This window comes from Mycobacterium sp. PDNC021 (genome assembly GCF_048282635.1).
GTDB lineage: Bacteria > Actinomycetota > Actinomycetes > Mycobacteriales > Mycobacteriaceae > Mycobacterium > Mycobacterium llatzerense.
In genome coordinates this window covers 1,222,860-1,243,488 of record NZ_CP182502.1, presented here as the reverse complement: position 1 = coordinate 1,243,488, position 20,629 = coordinate 1,222,860, and the positions used below count along the sequence as shown (strand labels likewise).

The following is a 20,629-nucleotide window of genomic DNA, read 5'->3' as shown; positions in this document are numbered from 1 at the left end:
GGCGCCGTTCAGGTTCCGGCGCGCTCGACGGAGATTCCGGTGAGGCACTGTTCTTTCTCGCGGATCCCGAAGTTGAGACTGCCCCAGCCGTAGCTGACGCTCCACACGAACTCTTCGTACGCGGAGTGGCCGGTCGGTGCGTGCGTCTGTTCCGCAGCCGGATACCGCGCACGCACCATGTCCGTCGTGATGCACGGGTTCGGGTCGATGTCGACGGACGCGAACAGCCACCGCCCGTCGTTGATCGCGATCACCGACGACGACACCTGCAACGTCGGGCTCAGCTGCACCGGACCGCCGTTGAGCCGTACCGGATTCGCCTTGTCGGGCTGCAGGTCGGTGCCCAGCAACTCCGCGAACTTGTCTGCGGTGAGCGGCGTTCGGGCCACCATTTGCTCGGCCAATTGCCATACGTCCTGGGGTTTCGGCGCGGCCACGGCTACTCCCTGTGTCGGGTGTGAGCATGCGGCACCGAGCAGGACGCAGCCGAGCACAGCAATGAACGTTCTCACCGCGGTAGCCCGGGGCATGGCGTGATGGGCAGCAGAAAACCGCGGGGAACTGCGGTAATGCGTTGCGCTAGAAGAAAATTAGACCGCGTTGCGGTGCTTGCGCTGGGTGGCGAAGAACTCCGCCCAGGACACCACCTCGGGGTGCTGCTTGAGGAGGGCACGGCGCTGACGCTCGGTCATGCCGCCCCAGACGCCGAACTCGACGCGGTTGTCGAGGGCATCGGCACCGCATTCGACGATCACCGGGCAGTGCCGGCAGATGACCGCGGCCTTGCGCTGCGCGGCGCCGCGGACGAACAGCTCATCCGGGTCGGCCTGTCGGCATCGGGCCTGGGAAACCCAGGCGATTCTGGCTTCAGCTTCAGGTTGGACCACACCCTGCATCGCGCCGTTTCCGGCCTGGGGAGCGATAGTCGCGCGAACTACTGGCTGTGTACCTGCCACCAGCGATCCCTTCGTCACACCGTCTCCCGACGGCTGAGTCCTCCCGAGTAGACCACTGATGCGATCTACGCCACATTGCGGCTAGTAGTGTTACCTAGATCGCATTGTGTGTTCAAGTTAGGTGGTCAGGGGCCGATTGCGCAATGGGTCTGGGGCCGCTTTTTTGGGACGTGTGTCCAAACGTTAATTTTTGCCCGTGTCGCAGCCCCCTAGATGCCGTAAGGACGTGGTAATCGACCAGCACTCGGCCGCTGGCTACCACGGTCGCTAGGCTGTACCCCATGTCCGAGCGACCGCAGAATCGTCCGCCGACCGCGGTCACCGTCATCAAGATGACGTGGTGCTGCCTGCTCGCCAGCGTGGTCCTCGCCGCGATGATGTTCCCGCTCATCGGGGGTGTCGGCCTGATGTCCAACCGGGCATCCGACGTTGTGGCCAACGGTTCGGCCCAGCTGGTCGAAGGTGATGCGCCCGCCGTATCCACCATGGTGGACGCCAAGGGCAACCCCATCGCCTGGCTGTATTCGCAGCGTCGCTTCGAGGTTCCGGGCGATCAGATCGCCAACACCATGAAGCTGGCCATCGTCTCCATCGAGGACAAACGGTTTGCCGAGCACAACGGCGTGGACTGGAAGGGCACCCTGACGGGCCTGTCCGGCTATATGTCCGGGTCCGCCGATACGCGTGGTGGATCGACCCTCGAGCAGCAGTACGTCAAGAACTATCAGCTGCTCGTGGTGTCCCAGACCGACGCCGAACGGCGGGCTGCCATCGAGACCACCCCGGCGCGCAAGCTTCGCGAAATCCGGATGGCGCTGACCCTGGACAAGACGTTCACCAAGTCCGAGATCCTGACGCGCTACCTGAACCTGGTGTCGTTCGGCAACGGGGCGTTCGGCATCCAGGACGCCGCCCAGACGTACTTCGGCGTCAACGCCTCCCAGCTGAACTGGCAGCAGGCCGCGCTGCTCGCCGGCATGGTCCAGTCCACCAGCGGACTGGACCCGTACGTCAATCCCGACGGCGCCCTGGCACGTCGAAACCTGGTGTTGGACACCATGATCCAGAACGTCCCCCAGGAAGCCGAAGCGCTGCGGGCCGCCAGGGCCGAGCCGCTCGGCATCCTGCCGCAGCCCAACCAGCTGCCCCGTGGCTGCATCGCCGCCGGTGACCGCGCATTCTTCTGCGATTACGTGCTCGACTACCTGTCGAAGGCGGGGATCAGCAAGGACCAGGTGGCCAAGGGCGGCTACCTGATCCGCACCACCATCGACCCGGACATCCAGAACTCGGTCAAGTCGTCGATCGACGGCATCGCCTCCCCCGGCATCGACGGCATCGCCAGCGTCATGAGCGTCATCCGCCCCGGCAAGGACAACCACCAGGTGGTGGCGATGGCCAGCAACCGGACCTACGGCCTGAACACCGCGGCCGGGGAAACCATGCAGCCGCAACCGTTTTCACTGGTGGGCGACGGCGCCGGGTCCATCTTCAAGCTGTTCACCACGGCCGCCGCCATGGACATGGGCATGGGCATCAACGCGCAGCTGGACGTGCCCGGCCGGTTCGAGGCCAAGGGCCTGGGTAGCGGTGGTGCCAAGGGCTGCCCGAAGGACAAGTGGTGCGTCGAGAACGACGGCCGCTACCGGGGCACCATGAACGTCAGCGAAGCCCTCGCGACGTCGCCGAACACCGCGTTCGCCAAACTGATCTCGCAGATCGGCGTCGCGCGCACCATCGACATGGCGGTCAAGCTGGGTCTGCGGTCCTACGCCGCGCCGGGCAGTGCCCGCGCCTATGACCCCAACAGCAACGAGAGCCTGGCCGACTTCATCAAGAGGCAGAACATCGGCTCCTTCACCCTGGGGCCGTTCGAAGTCAACGCTCTTGAACTGTCCAACGTTGCGGCCACACTGGCGTCGGGCGGTACCTGGTGCCCGCCCAACCCGGTGGACAAGGTGTACGACCGGCACGGCAACGAGGTCTCGGTGACCACCCAGACCTGTGAGCAGGCGGTCCCCGAGGGCCTGGCCAATACCCTCGCCAACGCGATGAACAAGGACGCCGTCAGCGGGACCGGCGCCGCCGCCGCCCAATCGGTGGGCTGGTCCCTCCCGGTGTCCGGCAAGACGGGTACCACCGAGGCCCACCGGTCGTCGGCATTCCTGGGCTTCACCAGTGCCTACGCCGCCGCCAACTACATCTACGACGACTCGACCACGCCGTCCGACCTGTGTTCGTTTCCGCTGCGCCAGTGCGGCCGCGGTGATCTGTACGGCGGCCACGAGCCGGCCCGGACCTGGTTCACCGCGATGAAGCAGTTCACCCCGCCCAACGTGGTGATGCCGCCGACCGACCCGCGCTACGTGGACGGTGGACCGGGGTCGAAGGTGCCGAGCGTCGCGGGCATGGACATCGACCTGGCGCAGACCCGCGTGAAGGAGGCCGGCTTCCAGCTGGCCCCGCAGCCGTCGTGGGTCAACAGCGCGTCGCCGTCCGGTTCGGTGATCGGAACCTCGCCGTCGGGACAGACCATCCCCGGCTCGATCGTCACGATCCTGGTGAGCAACGGCATCGCGCCGCCTCCGCCGCCACCACCGCCAGTGGGGATTCCGGGCCTCGACGGCTTGCCGCCGGTGCAGATCGGGTCGACGGTCGTGGAGATTCCGGGCCTGCCGCCGATCACCGTGCCGGTGCTCGGTCCCCCGCCCCCATAGGCCCGGCCGAAACCTCAGAACGACCTAAGCCAACCCTGTGGGCTTTCTAACGATGACCAGCGACAACGGGCGAATTGCCGCAGTGAGCAAGTAGGCTGCCTGCATGTCTGCCATCGCCCGCAACGCTGCCGTCACAGTCGCCGGATCACTTGCTGCAGGCCTCGCCTACGCGTCGCTCATCGAGCGCAACGCGTTCGTGGTCCGCGAGGTCACCATGCCGGTGCTGACGCCCGGTTCGTCGCCGCTGCGGGTGCTGCATCTGAGCGATCTGCACATGATGCCGGCGCAGCGCCGTAAGCAGGCGTGGCTGCGCGAGCTGGCCCGCTGGGAGCCGGATCTGGTGGTCAACACCGGAGACAACCTCTCGCACCCGAAGTCGGTGCCGGCCGTGGTGCAGGCGATGGGCGATCTGCTGGCAGTGCCCGGCGTGTTCGTGTTCGGCAGCAACGACTACTTCGCGCCGAAGCCGAAGAACCCGGCCAACTACCTCTTCAGCAAGCACAAGCGGATCACCGGCCGGCCGCTGCCGTGGCAGGACCTGCGCGCGGCGTTCACCGAGCGCGGCTGGCTGGACATGACCCACACGCGGCGTGAGATCGAGGTCAACGGTCAGCTCATCGCCGTGGCCGGGGTCGACGACCCGCATCTGGGTCGCGACCGCTACGACACCGTCGCCGGACGGCCCAACCCCGCGGCCAATCTGTCGCTGGGCGTCACCCACGCGCCGTACACGCGCGTCCTGGACCGCTTCGCCGATGACGGCTACCAGCTGGTGCTGGCCGGACACACGCACGGCGGGCAGCTGTGCGTGCCGTTCTACGGCGCGCTGGTGACCAACTGCGACATCGACACCTCCCGGGTGAAGGGTCCGTCCCGCTGGGGCGCGCACACGCAGCTGCATGTGTCCGCCGGTCTGGGCACCTCGCCGTACACGCCGGTGCGCTTCTGCTGCCGGCCGGAGGTGACGCTGCTGACGCTGGTGGCCGCACCGACCGGTGGCGGGCACGCCGGCATCGGCGCCGACATGACGCAGCCGGCCGTCTCGGCACGGTGACCGCACCGGTGGCGTCGCGCAACGTCGACCGGGACTGGGTGGACAACGCTGTCCGCCTGATCGAGGCCGACGCCCGGCGCAGCGCCGACACCCATCTCCTGCGTTATCCGTTGCCTGCGTCGTGGAGCGCGGGCGTCGACGTCCAGCTGTATCTGAAGGACGAGAGCACGCACATCACCGGCAGCCTCAAGCACCGGCTCGCTCGGTCGCTGTTCCTGTACGGGTTGTGCAACGGCTGGATCGGCCCGCAGACGACCGTCATCGAGGCGTCGTCCGGGTCGACCGCGGTGTCCGAGGCGTATTTCGCGGCGCTGCTGGGGCTCGAGTTCATCGCGGTGATGCCGTCGTCGACCAGCGCGACCAAGATCGAGCTCATCGAAAACCAGGGTGGCCGTTGCCATTTCGTCGAGCAGTCGTCTCAGGTGTACGACGAGGCAGAACGGCTGGCGCGCGAGACCGGCGGCCATTACCTGGATCAGTTCACCAATGCCGAACGGGCCACCGACTGGCGCGGCAACAACAACATCGCCGAGTCGATCTTCTCGCAGCTCCGCGACGAGACCCATCCGATTCCGGAATGGATCGTGGTCGGCGCCGGCACCGGCGGCACCAGCGCCACGATCGGACGGTTTCTGCGCTACCGGCGCCATGCCACCCGGCTCTGCGTGGTGGACCCGGAGCATTCTGCGTTCTATCCGTCGTGGGCCACGGGCGACCGGGACGTGTTCACCGGAGCGTCGTCGCGCATCGAGGGCATCGGCCGGCCGCGGGTGGAGCCGTCGTTCCTGCCCGGCGTGGTGGACGCCATGGTGTGCGTGCCCGATGCGGGCTCAGTGGCCGCAGCGCGGCACGTGAGCAAGGTTCTGGGCCGCCGGGTGGGTCCGTCCACGGGGACGAATATCTGGGGTGCGTTCGGGCTGCTGGCCGAGATGGTGGCGCAGGGCCGCAGCGGTTCGGTGGTGACGCTTCTCGCCGACAGCGGCGACCGCTACGCCGACACCTACTTCGACGACGCGTGGGTCAGCAGCCGCGGACTGGACTCCACCGATGCCGTGGCGGCACTGACGGAGTTCGAGCGTTCCGGCCGCTGGGCGTGACCCTGGCGGCCGACCCAGGCCGTCCGGTAGTCAGAAGTCGCGAACAGCCACAGCGCTGCCAGACCGAAGAATCCGCAGTAGAGCAGAGCTCCCAATCCGGTCATGTTCGTCCCTCGCTTCGTCGCGTTCGGCGGTTGTTTCACCACAGTTACCGGATTAAACGCACGATGCGGGTAAATGCATCCCGATATCGGACGTGATCTTCGCCGCTAGCCCCATCTACCTGCGGCTACGTCACCCGGCAAGGGCCGTTTGGCTTCTGAGGGCACCGGTGCGATACGCTGTCGTGGCTTCACACGGGGTGTGGCGCAGCTTGGTAGCGCGCTTCGTTCGGGACGAAGAGGTCGTGGGTTCGAATCCCGCCACCCCGACAAGTGAGCAAGGCCCTGACCAGGGAAATCTGGTCGGGGCCTGCTTTGTTTCAGGACCTGGTTCAGCAGCTCGCGGTGAGCCTTATCTCTATATTGGGACATCTATGTCCTATTTTCGGTCACTCGTGCTATTTTTGACGCATGGCTGAACTGAAATCGCTCGACACCGGTGTGCGTTCGCGTACCCGGAAGGCGATCCTCGATGCCGCCACCGCCGTCCTGGCGACCAACCCCGCGGCGTCGTTGAGCGATATCGCCACCGCCGCGAACGTCGGCCGCAGCACGCTGCACCGCTACTTCGCCGAGCGCTCCGAGCTGATCCGCGCCGTCGCCCTGTACGTGCACGAGATATGTAACGCCGCCATCGACAAAGCCGAGCCGACCTGCGGCCCGCCGCTCGCGGCGCTGCGCCGCGTGGTCGAATCCCAACTGGACCTCGGCCCCATCGTGCCTTTCGTCTACAACGAGCCGACCATCGTCGCCGATCCGGAGCTGTCCGCGATCCTCGACACCGGCGACGAGGCGATAGCCGAAGTGCTGGCGCGGGTTTCGGCACGACCGCAGACCAGCCCACCGGAGTGGCCGCGCCTGGTTTTCTGGGCCCTGCTCGACGCCGGATACGAGGCACTGCGCCGGAACATCGCGCCGCGGGTCGAGATCGTCGACGCCATCATGGCCAGCCTGACGGCCGGCACCATCACCCCGGATCCATCCTGATCCGCCCGAATTTGCTTTCCCCTCAACAAGTTAGGTAACTCCCATGTCCATCAGTCTCGTCACCAACGAGGTGACGAACCGGACACCGCAACGCCATTGGTGGGCGCTGGCAGTGCTGATGCTGCCCGTGCTGCTGATCTCCATCGACAACACGGTGCTGGCCTTCGCGCTGCCCAGCATCGCCGCAGAGTTCCGCCCGTCAGCCGCCACGCAGCTGTGGCTCGTCGACATCTATTCCCTGGTGCTGGCAACACTTTTGGTGACCATGGGCAGCCTCGGCGACCGGTTCGGCCGGCGCCGGCTGCTGCTCATCGGCGCCGTCGGGTTCGCCGTCATCTCGGCCGCCGCGGCGTTCGCGCCCAGCGCCGGCTACCTGGTGGCCGCGCGTGCCGCGCTCGGTGTCTTCGGCGCCATGCTGATGCCGTCGACGCTGTCGCTGATCCGCAACATCTTCACCGAAGCCACGTCGCGCCGGCTCGCCATCGCCATCTGGGCGTCGTGCTTCGCGGCAGGATCGGCCCTCGGCCCGATCGTCGGCGGCCTGCTGCTGCAGCACTTCCACTGGGGCGCGGTCTTCATGATCGCCGTGCCGATCCTGCTGCCGCTGCTGGTGCTGGCGCCCAAGCTGGTGCCTGAATCGCGGGACCCGAACCCGGGCCCGGTCGACGCGCCCAGCGTGCTGCTGTCGCTGGCGGCCATGCTGCCGGTGGTGTGGGCGATCAAGACCGCCGCGCACGACGGCATCTCGGCTCTGACGCTCGCCGCCGTCGCCCTCGGCATCGCCGCGGGCATCTGGTTCGTGCGTCGGCAGAACAGCAGTGCCACACCGATTCTCGACATGCGATTGTTCGGTCACGGCCCCTTCACGGCGTCGATCCTGGCCAACTTCCTGTCGATGGTCGGCCTCATCGGGTTCCTGTTCTTCGTCTCGCAGCACCTGCAGCTGGTACTCGGGCTCGACCCGCTGACCGCTGCGCTGGTCATGCTGCCGGGTGCGGCGGCCTCGACGATCGCGGGCATCGGCGTGGTGCGGTTGGCCAAGCGGTTCGCGCCCCAGACGCTGATGGTGACCGGCCTGCTGCTGGTGGCCGCCGGCTTCCTGCTGATCCTGATGTTCCGCCACGACCTGACCATGGTCGGGGTCATCGCGTCGTTCACCGTGCTCGAGCTGGGTGTCGGTGTGTCGCAGACGATCTCGAACGACACGATCGTAGCGTCGGTGCCGCCCGAGAAGGCCGGCGCGGCGTCAGCGGTGTCGGAGACCGCCTACGAGTTGGGTGCGGTGATCGGCACCGCCGGGCTGGGCACCATGTTCACCGCGTTCTATCGCGCGAACGTCGAACTGCCCGGGGCCCTTTCACCCGGTCAGTCGGCCGACGCCGGGGAGAGCATCGGTGGCGCCATCTCGGTGGCCCGGACCCTGCCGACCGAGCTCGGCAACCACCTGATGGAGTCGGCACGCGTCGCCTTCGATTCGGGGATCGGCGCCACCGCGGCGACCGCCGCGGCGCTGGCACTGGTCGCCGCAGCGATCGTCGCCGCCGCCTTCCGCGGCCGGCAATAGTCACTGAACGTACTGTGGCCCCAACGCCTTTCGGCGTTGGGGCGACAGTCCGCTATTCGGTTACTTGCTGCTGCCGGTCTTGCCCTTGGGAGCCTTGGTGGCACCCTTGATCGCGTTGGTGATCGACTTCGCCACCTTTGACACGGGGTTCTGCGCCTTCTTAGTCTTGGGCGCACCGTCCTTGGGTGTCGTCACCTTGTCGGTGCCCTTGGTGTCAGTGCCCTTGGCATCGGCATCCTTGGTCGCACCCTTGGTGTCGGTGCCCGTGGCGTCAGCAGACTTGGCGTCGGCGTCCTTCTTGTCGGCGTCCTTCGCGTCGGTCGCCTTGCCATCAGCGGCCTTGGCGTCGGCTTCCTTGGTCGAGGTGTCCTTGGTCGAGGTGTCCTTGGTGGAGGTGTCCTTCGCCGAGGTGTCCTTCGCCGCGTCGGTGGCCGGTGCCGCCTCGGTCGAGGTCGCCGCAGTGGCCGTGGCCGCCTTCTTGGTCGTCGCCGGAGTCGGGTCTGCCGCCGAGGTGTCCGTCGCCGTCTTCGAGCTCTCGGCCGCCGTGCCCGCCGCCAGTGCCGCAACCGGCGCGGCGGCAAGAGGAACGGTCACGCCACCCGGAGCATTCGGGTTCACGTTCAGCGCCGTGATGATCCGATTCACGATGTACGGCACGGTGCCGGTTTCAAAATCCGTGACATTCTTCTGAATGTTCTGCACGAGGCTCACCACATTGTTGAGCACGCCGTTGTAGATCGTGCCCGGATTCAGGGTGAGCACCGACTGCAGAATTCCCGTCACACTCTTGACCACCTGCTGAACTACCGGAGTTGTTCCGAGGCAGGAGCCGCAACCGATGCCGACTGTCGAAATCGCCAGGCCGGCGACCAATGCGGTGACCGAATCAAGCACCGCGGGAACCAATGCCTCACCCACTGCCAACGGTTGCTGCAGGATGTTCTGCACCGGGCCGTTGATGCCGGTGATCAACTGCAGTCCGCCGGGAAGCAGACCACCCACCAGCGAGTCGATGGCGCCGTTGACGTTGAGCGTGCCGAGGTTCCCCAGCACATTGACGAGAGTGCCCGGCAACGCGCCACCGAGGGTGAACGTCGCGCCGGTGATGTTGCCGATCAACTGCATGCCCTGTTGCACGCCGTAGTTCGCATCGAGCACCACCTGGCGCACCAGCGGATTCACGCTGGTCTCCACCATGTAGCTGGTTTGCCCGACCGTCTCGGCGAGGGCGTTGTAGATGTTCCCCAGCGCCACGATCGGGTTGACCAAGGCTGTCAGGTGCACGTCGGATACCTGCACGTGAGGAACTGCCGGCAGGTGCGTTGCCGTTTGCGGCACCATCGGCGCCACAGCAATCACACTCGCCCCCGCGAGAGCAACGCCCGCAGTGAGATACGGCTTCATGGTGAGCTGCATTCGAATCCTCCCAGTTATCGCGACACCCGTGTGACGCAGAAACTTACCCCTAGTAAATGGGTGTTTTTGACGAACGCACACATTTTCCAGCTAACCAGAATCGATCGATCGGGAAATTGTCAATTGCGTTAGATTGCTGTTCCAACAGGCAACTTAGACGTGCTACAGAATCAGCAAATTTGGCCGGCAGGACCGCCCAAATTCGAATGGACCACGTCACCGCCACTTCACAACACAACGAGACCCACGTCACACCCACAATTGAGTGGCGGACCGCAAATGCGAGCCGTCGATAGATTGCGACTTCAGCAAATTTCGCTACGCGTAATTTTCGTAAGCGTCATTCATAGCCGCGGGCAACATTCCGGGAACGCTCGACGCCGGCCCCGCGTCCACATACTGAGACGGTGCGTCGAGCCCTACGGCGTGGCGAAATTCAGGCAGCGACAGTTTGCCGACGCTTGGCGATGCTGCCGGCAACGGACGTCGCCACGACGGTCAACAATGCGCCCAGAATCAGCGCCGACGGCTCCCCCGGACTCAGCAGGTGCTGCTGGGTACCCAACGTGGCAGCAGCCACCGGAACACCCAATTGCGCTGCCGCCAGGACCCCGAGCGACAGCGGTTGCCCGAACAGCCGGCCACTGAGATGCGCAAGCACCGCCCCCACGCCCAGCGCCACGCCGAGCGCGATCAGATCCGGATGCTCCCCGAGTTCCCGCACCTGCAATGACGCGCCGAGCCAGACGAAGAACAACGGCGCGAAGAACCCCTCGGTGATGCCGAACAGTTGGCGCGCCAGCCGACGGGGCTCGCCGACCGCCGAAAGGCACAGTCCCAGCGCAAAACCCGCGAGCATGATCGAGACGTGCGTCGACTTCGCCAGCGCCGCCAGGCCGAACAGCACGATCAGGCTGATCCGCAGTTCCAGCGCCAGGTGCCGGCTGTGTGAGTACTTGTGCATCCGCTTGAGCCATCCGCGCTTGGCTTCGTACTGCAGAAAGAAGTAGAGCAGGACCGCGCACGCGGCGATCGCCAGCGCCCCCACGGCCGCACGCGCAGCACCGGCCGGGTTGATGGCCAACGGCAACAACACAATCGACGCGGCGTCGGCGATCGCGATCTGGGCGGTAACGGACAGCACCGGGGGCCCCGTCAGACCCAGCGACTGGATGACCGGCAGCGCCAGCGCGGCCGACGACGAGGCCATGAGTACCGCGTACAGCGGGGCGTGCCCGGTGCCGAAGAGATGCGCGATGACGACACCGACCACCGCCGCGAAGGCACCCACCACGATCGCCCGCAGCAGCGCTTTGGGCAGGTCCCCGCGTAATGACTTGTCCCGCACCGGCACATGCGTGCCGACGATGAACATCACCAGCGCAAACCCGATGTCTGCCAGCATCACGAACGTCGGGTTGTCCGCGTCGACGATGCCGAACCCGGTCCGCCCCACGACGATTCCGGCCACGAGTTCGCCGACGATCACCGGCACCCGCAGCTTCGGCACCGCCGCCAGCAGCGGCCCCACCAGTCCGATGACGGCCAGCAGCGCCAGGGCATGGAATCCGAAATCGCCCATCGGTCAGCCGGTCACAACGCCATGGTCAGGACTGCCACGACACGAGCCGGCACGGGATGCCGGTGTTCTCGTCGGTCAGATAGCTGGCGCACACCCGGTGGTAGCCGTCGCCGATCTGCAATGGCGCCCCGCTGTGAACATCGCCGCGTACCAACAGGATCGGCGAGAGCTTCTTGCCGTCGCTGATCTTGCTCAGGTCGGCCCGCACATGGGCGTTCGCCTCCGGCAGCAACGGCAGTTGTGCCGCACGCAGGATGTCTTTCGCTTTCCGTGTCGTCGTCTTCGCCGTTTTCAGCGCTGCGACCACCTTGGCCACCTCGTCCTTGGAGGCCAGCATGGTCAGGTAGTCGGCCGCCGCGTCGTAGTCATGATCCTCGGGTTCGTTCAGCCACTGCACCGCCATCGCCACACCCTAATCGCGGCCGCGCCGGTGCGGGCTGCGCGCGGTGAACTCTCAGCGGACGGGCAGGCATCGGCGTACATCACAGCCCGACCTGTTGCCTTCCGATACTTTCCGATATATCGTTAATGCATCGGAGGCGCGCTAGGCGCCTCCCTCCCGAAAGAAGAACACATCTATGGACACCCCATTCACTCCACCTGGCCGCCCGTTCGACGGCGGCCCTTTCAATCGCCCGTCGCACGGCGGCGGTTTCGGTTTCGCACCCGGCGATCGTTCACCGTTCGTCGGCCCCGCTGACCGGCGCGCCCGGCACGACGAGCGCCGCGCAACCCGCAGGGACATGCGCGAACAGTTCCGTGACCACGTGCGGGAACACCGCGGCGAGGGCGGCCCCGGCTTTGGCTTCGGCCCAGGCTTCGGCGGCCCCGGATTCGGTTTTGGTCCCGGCTTCGGCGCGGGTCCCTTCGGACCGGGCGGTCCCCGCGGACGACGTCATGGCGGCCGAGGACGTCCCAGTGGCCGCAGCCGGCGTGGCGACGTTCGCGCCGCCATCCTCAAGCTGCTCACCGAGCGGCCGATGCACGGCTACGAGATGACCCAGGAGATCGCCGCACGCAGCGACGGCCTGTGGAAGCCCAGCCCCGGCTCGATCTACCCCACCCTTCAGCTCTTGGAGGACGAGGGTCTGATCACGCCCGCCGAAAGTCCCGGCAGCAAAAAGACTTTCGAGCTGACCGACGACGGCCGCACGGCCGCCGATGCGATCGAGACCGCTCCGTGGGAAGAGATCGCCGAGGGTGCCGACCCCGCCGCCATGAACCTGCGCAACGCGCTCGGACAGTTGTTCGGCGCGGTCGCTCAGTCGGTGCATTCAGCGAATGCCGAACAGCAGCAACGCATCCTGGACATCGTCAACAACGCCCGCCGCGAGATCTATCAGATTCTCGGCGAGTCCGACTAGCGTTAGCCTGGCTACATGACGACGTACGCGCTCGGTCAGTACCAGGTCCACCGGGTCGGATTCGGGGCCATGCAGCTGCCCGGGCCCGGCGTCTTCGGTCCACCACGCGACCGTGACCAGGCGATCGCCGTGCTGCGACGCGCGGTGGAGCTCGGCGTCAATCACATCGACACCGCGCAGTTCTATGGCCCCGATGTGGCCAACCAGCTGATCCGCGAGGCCCTGCACCCTTATCCGCAGGGCCTCGCTCTGGTCAGCAAGGTCGGCGCCCGCCGCGACCAGACCGGCAACTGGCTACCGGCACAACAGCCCGACGAGCTGCGGGCTGCCATCGAGCAGAACCTGGCGACCCTCGGCACAGACCGACTGGCAGCGGTGAACCTGCGGGTGATGGGCCCCGACGGTGATCCCAGCGCACCGGGCGAGGTCGACCGCGACCTGTTCGACCGCCAGCTCACCGCCATGATCGCCGCCCGCGACGAGGGATTGATCGGCGGCATCGGCCTGAGCAGCATCTCGCTCGAACACCTGGAGCTCGCGCTGCAGCGCACCGACATCGCGTGTGTGCAGAACGCATACAACCTGCTCGACCGCTCTTCGCAGCCGGTGCTGGACGCCTGCGCCGCGCGCGGCATCGCGTTCGTCCCGTTCTTCCCGCTGGGATCGGCGTTCAATCCGGAGAACCCCGTGCTCGGCCACCCCGAAATACGCCAGGCCGCAAGCGAACTCGGCCGCACTCCCGCACAGGTCGCGTTGGCCTGGACATTGGCGGCGGCACCCAACATGTTGCTGATCCCAGGCACGTCCTCTGTCGCGCACCTGGAGGAGAACCTCGCGGTGGCCGATATCGAGGTACCCGCCGCGCTGACAGCCGCGCTCGGATGAGCACCGACATCGATCGCATGCCGCGCGGCGGCCCGCAGGCGTCGTGCCTCGATCGGGCGTTGCAGACCGACCTGCCCGAGTATCTCGACCGCGACGACGTCGACCCCGCCGTCAAGCGCAGCGTGGTCCGCGCTCTGGAGCTCACCGGCAACTGGTTCGGCCTCCATGAGCGCTTCGCCCACATCGCGATGGAAGAGGTCGCCGACGTCCCGGACCCGCGCATCCTCGAGCTCGGGGCCGGCCACGGCGGGCTGTCGAAGAAGGTGCTGGAGATGCACCCCACGGCAATCCTGACGGTCACCGATCTGGAGCCTGATTCGGTTGCCGCCATCACCGCAGGGGACCTGGGTTCCGATCCTCGGGTGACGGTGCGCGACATGGATGCGACGGCCATCGACGCGGCCGACAGTGCTTACGCCCTGGCCGTTTTCGCGTTGTCGTTCCATCATCTGCCCCCGTCCGCCGCGGTCCGGGTGCTCGCCGAGGGCACCCGGGTGGCGGACAAGTTGCTCATCATCGACCTGCCCCGGCCACCGTCACCGCTGCACGTGATGCGGCTCGCCGCCATGCTCCCGCTGGCCCCGTTCGTGCCGTTCGTGCATGACGGCGTCATCAGCTCGTTGCGGGCCTACAGCCCCGCCGCGCTGCGGGCGCTGGCCGAACGAGCCGGCGTCGACATCGAGTTGCGCGGCGGCCTGTGCACGCCGCAAATCGCCATCGCCACCCGCAGGTAGGTCCGCGTACGTTGGAACCCATGACGGACTCCTCCAACGAAGTGATGGACTGGGACAGCGCATACCGTGAAGAAGGCGAATTCGAGGGTCCGCCGCCGTGGAACATCGGCGAACCGCAGCCTGAGCTGGCCGCATTGATCGCCGCAGGCAAGGTCACCGGCGAGGTACTCGACGCCGGGTGCGGCTACGCCGAACTGTCACTCGCGCTGGCTGCGGATGGTTACACCGTGGTCGGCATCGAACTCACGCCCACCGCAGTGGCTGCAGCGAAAAAAGCTGCCGCCGAACGGAATCTGACCAACGCCACGTTCGTCCAGGACGACATCACGTCGTTCACCGGGTTCGACGGCCGGTTCGACACCATCATGGATTCGACGTTGTTCCACTCCATTCCGGTGGAGGGCCGCGACGGTTATCAGCAGTCCGTGTTCCGCGCCGCCGCGCCGGGCGCCAAGTACTACATCCTCGTGTTCGCCAAGGGTGCGTTCCCCGCCGAGGCAGAACAGAAGCCGAACGAGGTCACCGAGGCCGAGCTGCGTGAGGCCGTCGGCAAGTACTGGGCGATCGACGAAATCCGGCCGGCGTTCATCCACGCCAGCATGCCTGGCCGAGCACCCGCTGGTCCCGGGCAGCCCACCTTCGAGATGCCGCCACACGCCCTCGACGAGAAGGGCCGCCTGAAGATGCCGGCGTTCCTGCTCACGGCGCACAAGGCCTGAGCGTCAGGTCGACGCGGCAGTCAACGCACCGGCGAAGGACGCCAGTTCTTCGCCGGTGACGTCGACGTGCGGCGATACCCGCAGCACGGGAATCTTCATCTCGTGCGGGGCCCGATCGATTCCCGCCACGGTCGTGACGATGCCGTGGTCGGCGATCAGTTTGGCCCGCACGACGTTCGGGTCGGCGCCGCGCGTCGGCTCCATCGTCGTGATGGCCGTGGGCTCATCGGCATTCTCGACCACCCGCCAACCCGGCAGGGCCGCCAGCGCGGTCCGCGTGAGCCGTCCCACCTCGGCCAACCGCGCCCGCACCAGTTCCGGCCCGGCCACCAGATGTTCCTCGAGCGCCGTTGAAAAGGCCACGCGGGCAGCCACATTGGCTTCGCCGAGGTCCAGCCGCTTCAGCACCGGCAACGGCGTACCCCATTCCGGCAGCGGAATGCGCGGCCGAAGCCGGTGCGACACAGACGAACTGATCGCCAGCACCCCGACCCCGCGTGGCCCGGCCAGCCATTTGCGCGACGACGCGTAGATGACGTCGGGTGACACCTCACAGTCCAGATGGCCCAGCGCTTGTGCCGCGTCGACTGCCACCGGCACGCCGATCGCGTGGCACGCCGGCACGAACTCGGACAACGGCTGGGCCACACCGCGGTGGCTGCCGAGCGCCGTCAGATGGGCCAGGGCCGGCGGATCGCTCTGCAAGAGCGCGACTGCCACCTCGACGTCGAGCCGCCCTTGTTCATCGACCGGTAGCTCGCGGACAGTGAACCCGTTGGCTGCCATCACCACCAGGTTCGGGCCGTACTCGCCCGGCAGGCAGGCAATGGTCTTCTCGCCATCCCAACTGCTGAGCAGCAGATTGAGTGCATTGGACGACCCGGTGGTGAACACGACGTCACCGGCGGACATCCCGGTCAGCGCGGCCACCGCGGCCCGCCCGGCTTGCAGGACAGGTTCCGCGGATTCGGCTGCGACATAACCGCCGACCTGCGCTTCCAGTCTGGCGTGCTGGGCGGCGGCGTCGATGACGGCGAAGCTCTGCCGCGAGCAGGCGGCGTTGTCGAAATGCAGGCCCAGCGGTTTGGGCCGGGCGGCACGCCACAGGCGCGCGACGGTGGGATCGGCCCCGCTCACGTCCGCAGGTCCGGCTTGACCGCCAGTGACAGCCCGAAGTCCCCGGCAGGGTCGGTCCACCACTCGGTCTGCTGCAGCCCGGCGGCCGCCAACTCGGCCGCGACGCCCTCGGGGCGGAACTTGCACGACACCTCGGTCAACATCTCCTCACCCGCCTCGAACTCCACCGACAGACCCAACTCGCGTATCTGAATCCGTTGCGCGGCAACGGACCTCAGCCACATTTCGATACGTTCGTATTCGGTGTTCCATCGTGCCACATGTTCGAAGCCATCGAGGTCGAAATCTGCGTCCAGCTCCCGGTTCACCACTGCCAGGACATTGCGGTTGAACTGCGCGGTGACCCCGGCGCCGTCGTCGTAGGCCGCGACCAACCGGGTGGTGTCCTTCACCAGGTCGGTGCCGAGCAGCAGCGTGTCGCCCGGTCGCATCGCCTCGGCCAGGCTCGCGAGGAACTCCGCCCGCGGACCGGCCGTCAGATTGCCGATCGTCGACCCGAGGAACACGATCAGCCGGCGGCCCACGACGGGCAGCTCGCCCAGGTGCTGCTCGAAATCGCCTCGAACCCCGCTGATCTCGACACCGTCATACTCGTCGGACAGCTGGGTGAGCGCCGCGCTGAGCACGTTCTCGTCGACGTCGAACGCCACGAATCGGCGCAGCGCGTCGGCGTCCCGGAAGGCGTCGAGCAGGATGCGCGTCTTTTCCGACGTCCCACTGCCCAGCTCGACCAGCGTGTCCGCACCGGATGCCGACACGATCGCACCGGCCGCCTCATGCAGTATGTGCGCCTCGGTGCGAGTCGGGTAGTACTCGGGCAGCCGGGTGATCTGATCGAACAGGTCACTGCCGACGCCATCGTAGAACCACTTGGGCGGCAAGGATTTCGGCGACTGCGACAGGCCGTCACGGACATCCCGCCGCAGGGCACGAGGTGCCCAATCGGCGGCGAGATGGTTGGTCAGCAGCGGTGCCGTCTTGCTCGGTGTCATTGTGGTCCTCTCCAGTTCATGCCAGTGCCGTCACCTCGACACCGGCGGCCGTCACCTCGACGAGGTGCCGGTCCGGGACGTCCTGCCAGTCCGGGTGGTCGTCATAGGGCTCGCTGGCCAGCACCACTCCATCAGGTCGGCGCAATACCGACAACGTGTCGCCCCATACGGTGGCCAGCATCCGAGAACCGTTGGCCACCAGGATGTTCAGCCGCGCCGACGGGTCTGATTCCCCGACTTTGCGCACGGTGTCCGCCAGGTTGTCCAGCCCCTCGGCGAAGATGTGGGCGGCCAGGATCGCGCTGTCCACCGTCGATTCAGCGGACCGTGACACCGGCAGCACCGCCCGGTCGACGACGCCGTTGTGCGACAACAGCCACTCGCCGTCGGTGAACGGCGCCGACGCCGACGGCTCGATGGGCATCCCGACCGTGGCCGAGCGGACGGCGGCCACCACACATCCGCTGCGCAACGCCGGCGCCACCGACGCCAGTGACGCATCGCCCCACAGGGGCGCCCCACTGCGCCAGCGTCGCGGTGTCGCGCCATCGAAGAACCCGACGCCCCAGCCATCGGCGTTGAGCAATCCGTGCTTCTGCCGTCGAGGCGAATAGGACTGCACCAGCAGGCCGTTCGCAGGTTCCAGGATCAGTGACGACACCGAGACAGGGTCGCCGAGCCAGCCCAGGTGACGACACATCAGTCGGTCACCGACCAGGCCAGCCGCACACCGGAGAAAATCTGCCGGCGGATCGGGTGGTCCCAGTTGCGGAAGCTGGGCCGCAGGATGTCGCCCGCCACCGCCCAGGAACCCCCGCGCAGGACCCGGTAGTCACCGCTGCCCGTGCCTTCGAAGAACGGCTGCGAGTACCGGTCGTAGATCATCGGGGTGAATCCCGGCCAGGGCCGCAGCGGGGACGTGGTCCATTCCCACACGTCGCCCAACATCTGCTCGACACCGTAGGCCGACGCGCTGTCCGGGTAAGCCCCCACCGGCGCCGGCCGCAGCGCGGCGCCGTCGAGATTGGCCCGGTTCCCGTCGGGTTCGGTTGCACCCCAGGGATATCGGCGCCGCACCCGCACAGCGGGATCCCAGACGCAGGCCTTTTCCCACTCGACTTCGGTGGGCAGCCGCGCACCGGCCCAGGCGGCGTAGGCCTCGGCTTCGTAGAAGCTGACATGCTGCACGGGTTCGTCGGCGGGCAGTTCCTCGACATGCCCGAACCGGACTCGTGTGGTGCCGTCGGCACTCCAGAACTGCGGCGCGACCAGGCCCGCCTGCTGCCGATGCTCCCAGCCGGCGGCGGACCACCATCGCGCCTGCCGATAACCACCGTCGGCGACGAACTCGCGCCATTCTGCGTTGGTGACCGGCACCCGGCCGATCCGGAAGGACGGCACATCGACGACGTGCGCGGGTCCCTCGTTGTCGAGCGCGAAAGGCTCATCGGATGCGTCGACGCCGAGCACGAACGGTCCGCCGTGCACCAGCACCGACGTGCCCGCCACCTCGGCGCGCCCTTGCGGCAAAACGGCGCCCGGGCCCAACAGCGGTGGCCCGCTGCGCAGACTCAGGGCCTGCAGCATCGTCTCGTCATGCTGATTCTCGTGACTGATGACCAGAGCGAATGGAAATTCTGCGCCGGCCTCGTCGGGCAGCCGGTCAAGGGCGTCAAGGGCTTTGGACCGGATGGTGCGGCAGAAGGCGCGCGCATCGGTCGGCGGTAGCAGCGGCAGGGACACCCTACTGGCGCGAGAATGCACGAACGCGTCGTACAAGCTGTCGACGTCCGGCGGCAGCAGCCCGGGACGATTCGGGTCGCCGCCGCGCAGCAGCCACAGTTCTTCCTGCTGGCCGATGTGCGCGAGATCCCAGACCAGCGGACTCATCAGCGGGTCGTACTGGCGCAGCAGTTCGGCATCGTCGAACTCGACCAGGGCCAGCGTCCGGTCCCGGGCTCGGGTCAGCCCTCGGGCCAACAGCTCGCGCGTACTCACACCCCACCTTTCAGCCGGTCATCAAGTGCCAACCCGGTGATCGCCGAATCGATTCCGTGCGCGACGACCCGGTCCGCGAAATCGTCGGCCGCACTACGCCCCTGCGTCACCTGCCGCAGCAGCCGGTCCATCGAGCCCGCCACACCAGCCGGCGCAATCTCGGCAGCCGCTTGCACGCATTGCACCGCCGAGGCCCGCAGCCGCGGATCGGCCAGCCCCACCCGCGCGGCCTGGTCCCACGCGGTGGCCACCGATTCCGTTGCTTCCCAAGCGATCTGCGCCAGCCGGGCGTCGTCGAGCAAGGACACCAAGGTGAAGACCACTGCCGGCCACAGGTCGTCGGACAGGGCGTCGAGGTAGCGGATCTCTAGCCAGCGCCGCGGCCGAACCGGCGGGAACAGCGTCGTCAGGTGGTAGTCCAGGTCGGCCTCGGTCGGCCGGCGGCCGCCGAGCAGCGCGCGGCCGTCCGCCCAGTCCGCGAACGGCACCCATTCGGTGACCGGTTCCGCCTCGGGTGTGTGCACGAGCATCACCGGCGCTTTGAGCGCATAGCGCGCCCAGTCGCTGGCGGGATCGTCACCGCTGGCGCCGAGGATCGGCCCGCAGCGGGCGGTGTCCAGCTGTCCCCAAATCCGCTGCCGGGTGCTCTGCCATCCGGTGAACTCACCGCCCAGCATGGGCGAGCTCGCCGACACGGCGATCATGGTCGGGCCCAGGGCGTGCGCCAGCCGGACGCGGTCAGCCCAACCGTCACGCGGGCCCGCGTCGATATTGATCTGCAGCGAGGCGGTCGAGGTCATCATCGCCGCCCCGGCCGCACCCGTCCCGCCGGCCGCGAAGAACGCCTCCATGGCCCGATAACGACCGCCGGGGTTCACCCGGGCCTGCGGCCGCAGCGGATCCACGCCGAGCGGCAGCAAGCCCAGTCCGCGGCGCCGCAACGATTCCCGCAGCACGGTCTGATCGGCCTGCATAGCCGCGATCGCGGCCCCGGCGCCGTCCAGAGGCGGCCCTGACAGTTCGATGGCGCCGCCGGGTTCCATGGTGATCACGCTGCCGCCGGGCAGCTGCGGAACGGCCGCCACGGCTTCGCTCAGTTCATCCCACCCCGGCCGCCGCGTCACGTCGGACAGTTCGAAGCAGTGCGCCTCGATTTCGAGGCCGACGCGGCCCACCGGCCCGTCCCGCAAGCACCCGCCGCCGGCCAGCAGGGCGGCGCCGTACGCGCTGGACAACTCGGGGTATTCGGCGTGCGGTCGACGCACGGCGGTAGCGGTGCCCATCTGAACATCCCCTTCCGAGATCCGGGTCGACCCCCGCATCCGT

Annotated in this window: 19 protein-coding genes and 1 tRNA gene; 10 read left to right on the top strand and 10 right to left on the bottom strand. The window is 67.4% G+C overall.

Going from position 1 to position 20,629, the window contains the following annotated elements:
* Positions 1 to 8: 8 nt before the first annotated feature.
* Positions 9 to 437 (bottom strand): hypothetical protein, encoded by a 429-nt coding sequence (locus ACNO8X_RS05700; RefSeq protein ID WP_418004522.1) that lies wholly within the window; start codon positions 435 to 437, stop codon positions 9 to 11.
* A 153-nt stretch (positions 438 to 590) separates the two neighbouring features.
* Complete coding sequence (locus ACNO8X_RS05695) at positions 591 to 896, bottom strand: WhiB family transcriptional regulator (RefSeq protein ID WP_020100988.1); 306 nt, start codon at positions 894 to 896, stop codon at positions 591 to 593.
* Positions 897 to 1,237: 341 nt separating this feature from the next.
* Between ACNO8X_RS05695 and ponA2 the strand changes: the two genes are divergently transcribed.
* From ponA2 to lfrA, 6 genes are all read left to right on the top strand, one after another.
* Positions 1,238 to 3,673 (top strand): transglycosylase/D,D-transpeptidase PonA2, encoded by a 2,436-nt coding sequence (ponA2, locus tag ACNO8X_RS05690; RefSeq protein WP_418004521.1) that lies wholly within the window; start codon positions 1,238 to 1,240, stop codon positions 3,671 to 3,673.
* Positions 3,674 to 3,776: 103 nt separating this feature from the next.
* Complete coding sequence (locus tag ACNO8X_RS05685) at positions 3,777 to 4,727, top strand: metallophosphoesterase (protein WP_043397248.1); 951 nt, start codon at positions 3,777 to 3,779, stop codon at positions 4,725 to 4,727.
* Positions 4,724 to 5,824 (top strand): PLP-dependent cysteine synthase family protein, encoded by a 1,101-nt coding sequence (locus ACNO8X_RS05680; protein WP_418004520.1) that lies wholly within the window; start codon positions 4,724 to 4,726, stop codon positions 5,822 to 5,824. The genes ACNO8X_RS05685 and ACNO8X_RS05680 overlap by 4 nt, the downstream gene beginning before the upstream one ends.
* 297 nt (positions 5,825 to 6,121) lie before the next feature.
* A tRNA-Pro gene (locus ACNO8X_RS05675) sits at positions 6,122 to 6,195 on the top strand.
* Between the two features lie 141 nt (positions 6,196 to 6,336).
* Positions 6,337 to 6,912, top strand: a complete 576-nt coding sequence (locus ACNO8X_RS05670) for a TetR/AcrR family transcriptional regulator (protein ID WP_043985015.1) — start codon at positions 6,337 to 6,339, stop codon at positions 6,910 to 6,912.
* 43 nt (positions 6,913 to 6,955) lie between these two features.
* Positions 6,956 to 8,476: an efflux MFS transporter LfrA gene (gene lfrA, locus ACNO8X_RS05665; RefSeq protein WP_418004519.1), complete on the top strand. Its 1,521-nt coding sequence runs from the start codon at positions 6,956 to 6,958 to the stop codon at positions 8,474 to 8,476.
* 60 nt (positions 8,477 to 8,536) lie between these two features.
* Here the strand turns inward: lfrA and ACNO8X_RS05660 are convergent, their stop codons facing one another.
* The 3 genes from ACNO8X_RS05660 to ACNO8X_RS05650 all read right to left on the bottom strand — a co-directional run bounded on the left by ACNO8X_RS05660 (position 8,537) and on the right by ACNO8X_RS05650 (position 11,877).
* A complete protein-coding gene (locus ACNO8X_RS05660) occupies positions 8,537 to 9,892 on the bottom strand; it encodes a hypothetical protein (RefSeq protein WP_418004518.1) in 1,356 nt (451 codons plus the stop codon).
* A gap of 436 nt (positions 9,893 to 10,328) precedes the next feature.
* Complete coding sequence (locus ACNO8X_RS05655; protein WP_418004517.1) at positions 10,329 to 11,474, bottom strand: cation:proton antiporter; 1,146 nt, start codon at positions 11,472 to 11,474, stop codon at positions 10,329 to 10,331.
* A 25-nt stretch (positions 11,475 to 11,499) separates the two neighbouring features.
* Positions 11,500 to 11,877, bottom strand: a complete 378-nt coding sequence (locus tag ACNO8X_RS05650) for a hypothetical protein (protein ID WP_418004516.1) — start codon at positions 11,875 to 11,877, stop codon at positions 11,500 to 11,502.
* Positions 11,878 to 12,052: 175 nt separating this feature from the next.
* Between ACNO8X_RS05650 and ACNO8X_RS05645 the strand changes: the two genes are divergently transcribed.
* From ACNO8X_RS05645 to ACNO8X_RS05630, 4 genes are read left to right on the top strand one after another with little or no spacing between them, the layout of a single operon-like run.
* The gene (locus ACNO8X_RS05645) at positions 12,053 to 12,838 is read left to right on the top strand and encodes a PadR family transcriptional regulator (protein ID WP_418004515.1); all 786 of its coding nucleotides are present in this window, start codon (positions 12,053 to 12,055) and stop codon (positions 12,836 to 12,838) included.
* A 15-nt stretch (positions 12,839 to 12,853) separates the two neighbouring features.
* The gene (locus ACNO8X_RS05640; protein WP_418004514.1) at positions 12,854 to 13,723 is read left to right on the top strand and encodes an oxidoreductase; all 870 of its coding nucleotides are present in this window, start codon (positions 12,854 to 12,856) and stop codon (positions 13,721 to 13,723) included.
* Entirely contained in the window at positions 13,720 to 14,457 is a 738-nt protein-coding gene (locus tag ACNO8X_RS05635) for a class I SAM-dependent methyltransferase (RefSeq protein WP_418004513.1), read from the top strand. The genes ACNO8X_RS05640 and ACNO8X_RS05635 overlap by 4 nt, the downstream gene beginning before the upstream one ends.
* 20 nt (positions 14,458 to 14,477) lie before the next feature.
* Complete coding sequence (locus ACNO8X_RS05630) at positions 14,478 to 15,176, top strand: class I SAM-dependent methyltransferase (protein ID WP_418004512.1); 699 nt, start codon at positions 14,478 to 14,480, stop codon at positions 15,174 to 15,176.
* Positions 15,177 to 15,179: 3 nt separating this feature from the next.
* On the opposite strand, the gene egtE is transcribed toward ACNO8X_RS05630, so the two are convergent.
* Genes egtE through egtA form a run of 5 tightly spaced genes read right to left on the bottom strand, consistent with a single transcriptional unit; the run spans position 15,180 to position 20,586 of the window.
* Positions 15,180 to 16,313, bottom strand: a complete 1,134-nt coding sequence (gene egtE / locus ACNO8X_RS05625) for an ergothioneine biosynthesis PLP-dependent enzyme EgtE (RefSeq protein WP_418004511.1) — start codon at positions 16,311 to 16,313, stop codon at positions 15,180 to 15,182.
* Positions 16,310 to 17,305 (bottom strand): L-histidine N(alpha)-methyltransferase, encoded by a 996-nt coding sequence (egtD, locus tag ACNO8X_RS05620; protein ID WP_418004510.1) that lies wholly within the window; start codon positions 17,303 to 17,305, stop codon positions 16,310 to 16,312. The genes egtE and egtD overlap by 4 nt, the downstream gene beginning before the upstream one ends.
* A gap of 16 nt (positions 17,306 to 17,321) precedes the next feature.
* Positions 17,322 to 18,005 (bottom strand): ergothioneine biosynthesis protein EgtC, encoded by a 684-nt coding sequence (gene egtC, locus ACNO8X_RS05615; RefSeq protein WP_418004509.1) that lies wholly within the window; start codon positions 18,003 to 18,005, stop codon positions 17,322 to 17,324.
* Entirely contained in the window at positions 18,005 to 19,303 is a 1,299-nt protein-coding gene (gene egtB, locus ACNO8X_RS05610) for an ergothioneine biosynthesis protein EgtB (RefSeq protein WP_418004508.1), read from the bottom strand. Before egtB ends, egtC begins: the two co-directional genes overlap by 1 nt.
* Entirely contained in the window at positions 19,300 to 20,586 is a 1,287-nt protein-coding gene (gene egtA, locus ACNO8X_RS05605; protein WP_418004507.1) for an ergothioneine biosynthesis glutamate--cysteine ligase EgtA, read from the bottom strand. Before egtA ends, egtB begins: the two co-directional genes overlap by 4 nt.
* Positions 20,587 to 20,629 lie beyond the last annotated feature (43 nt).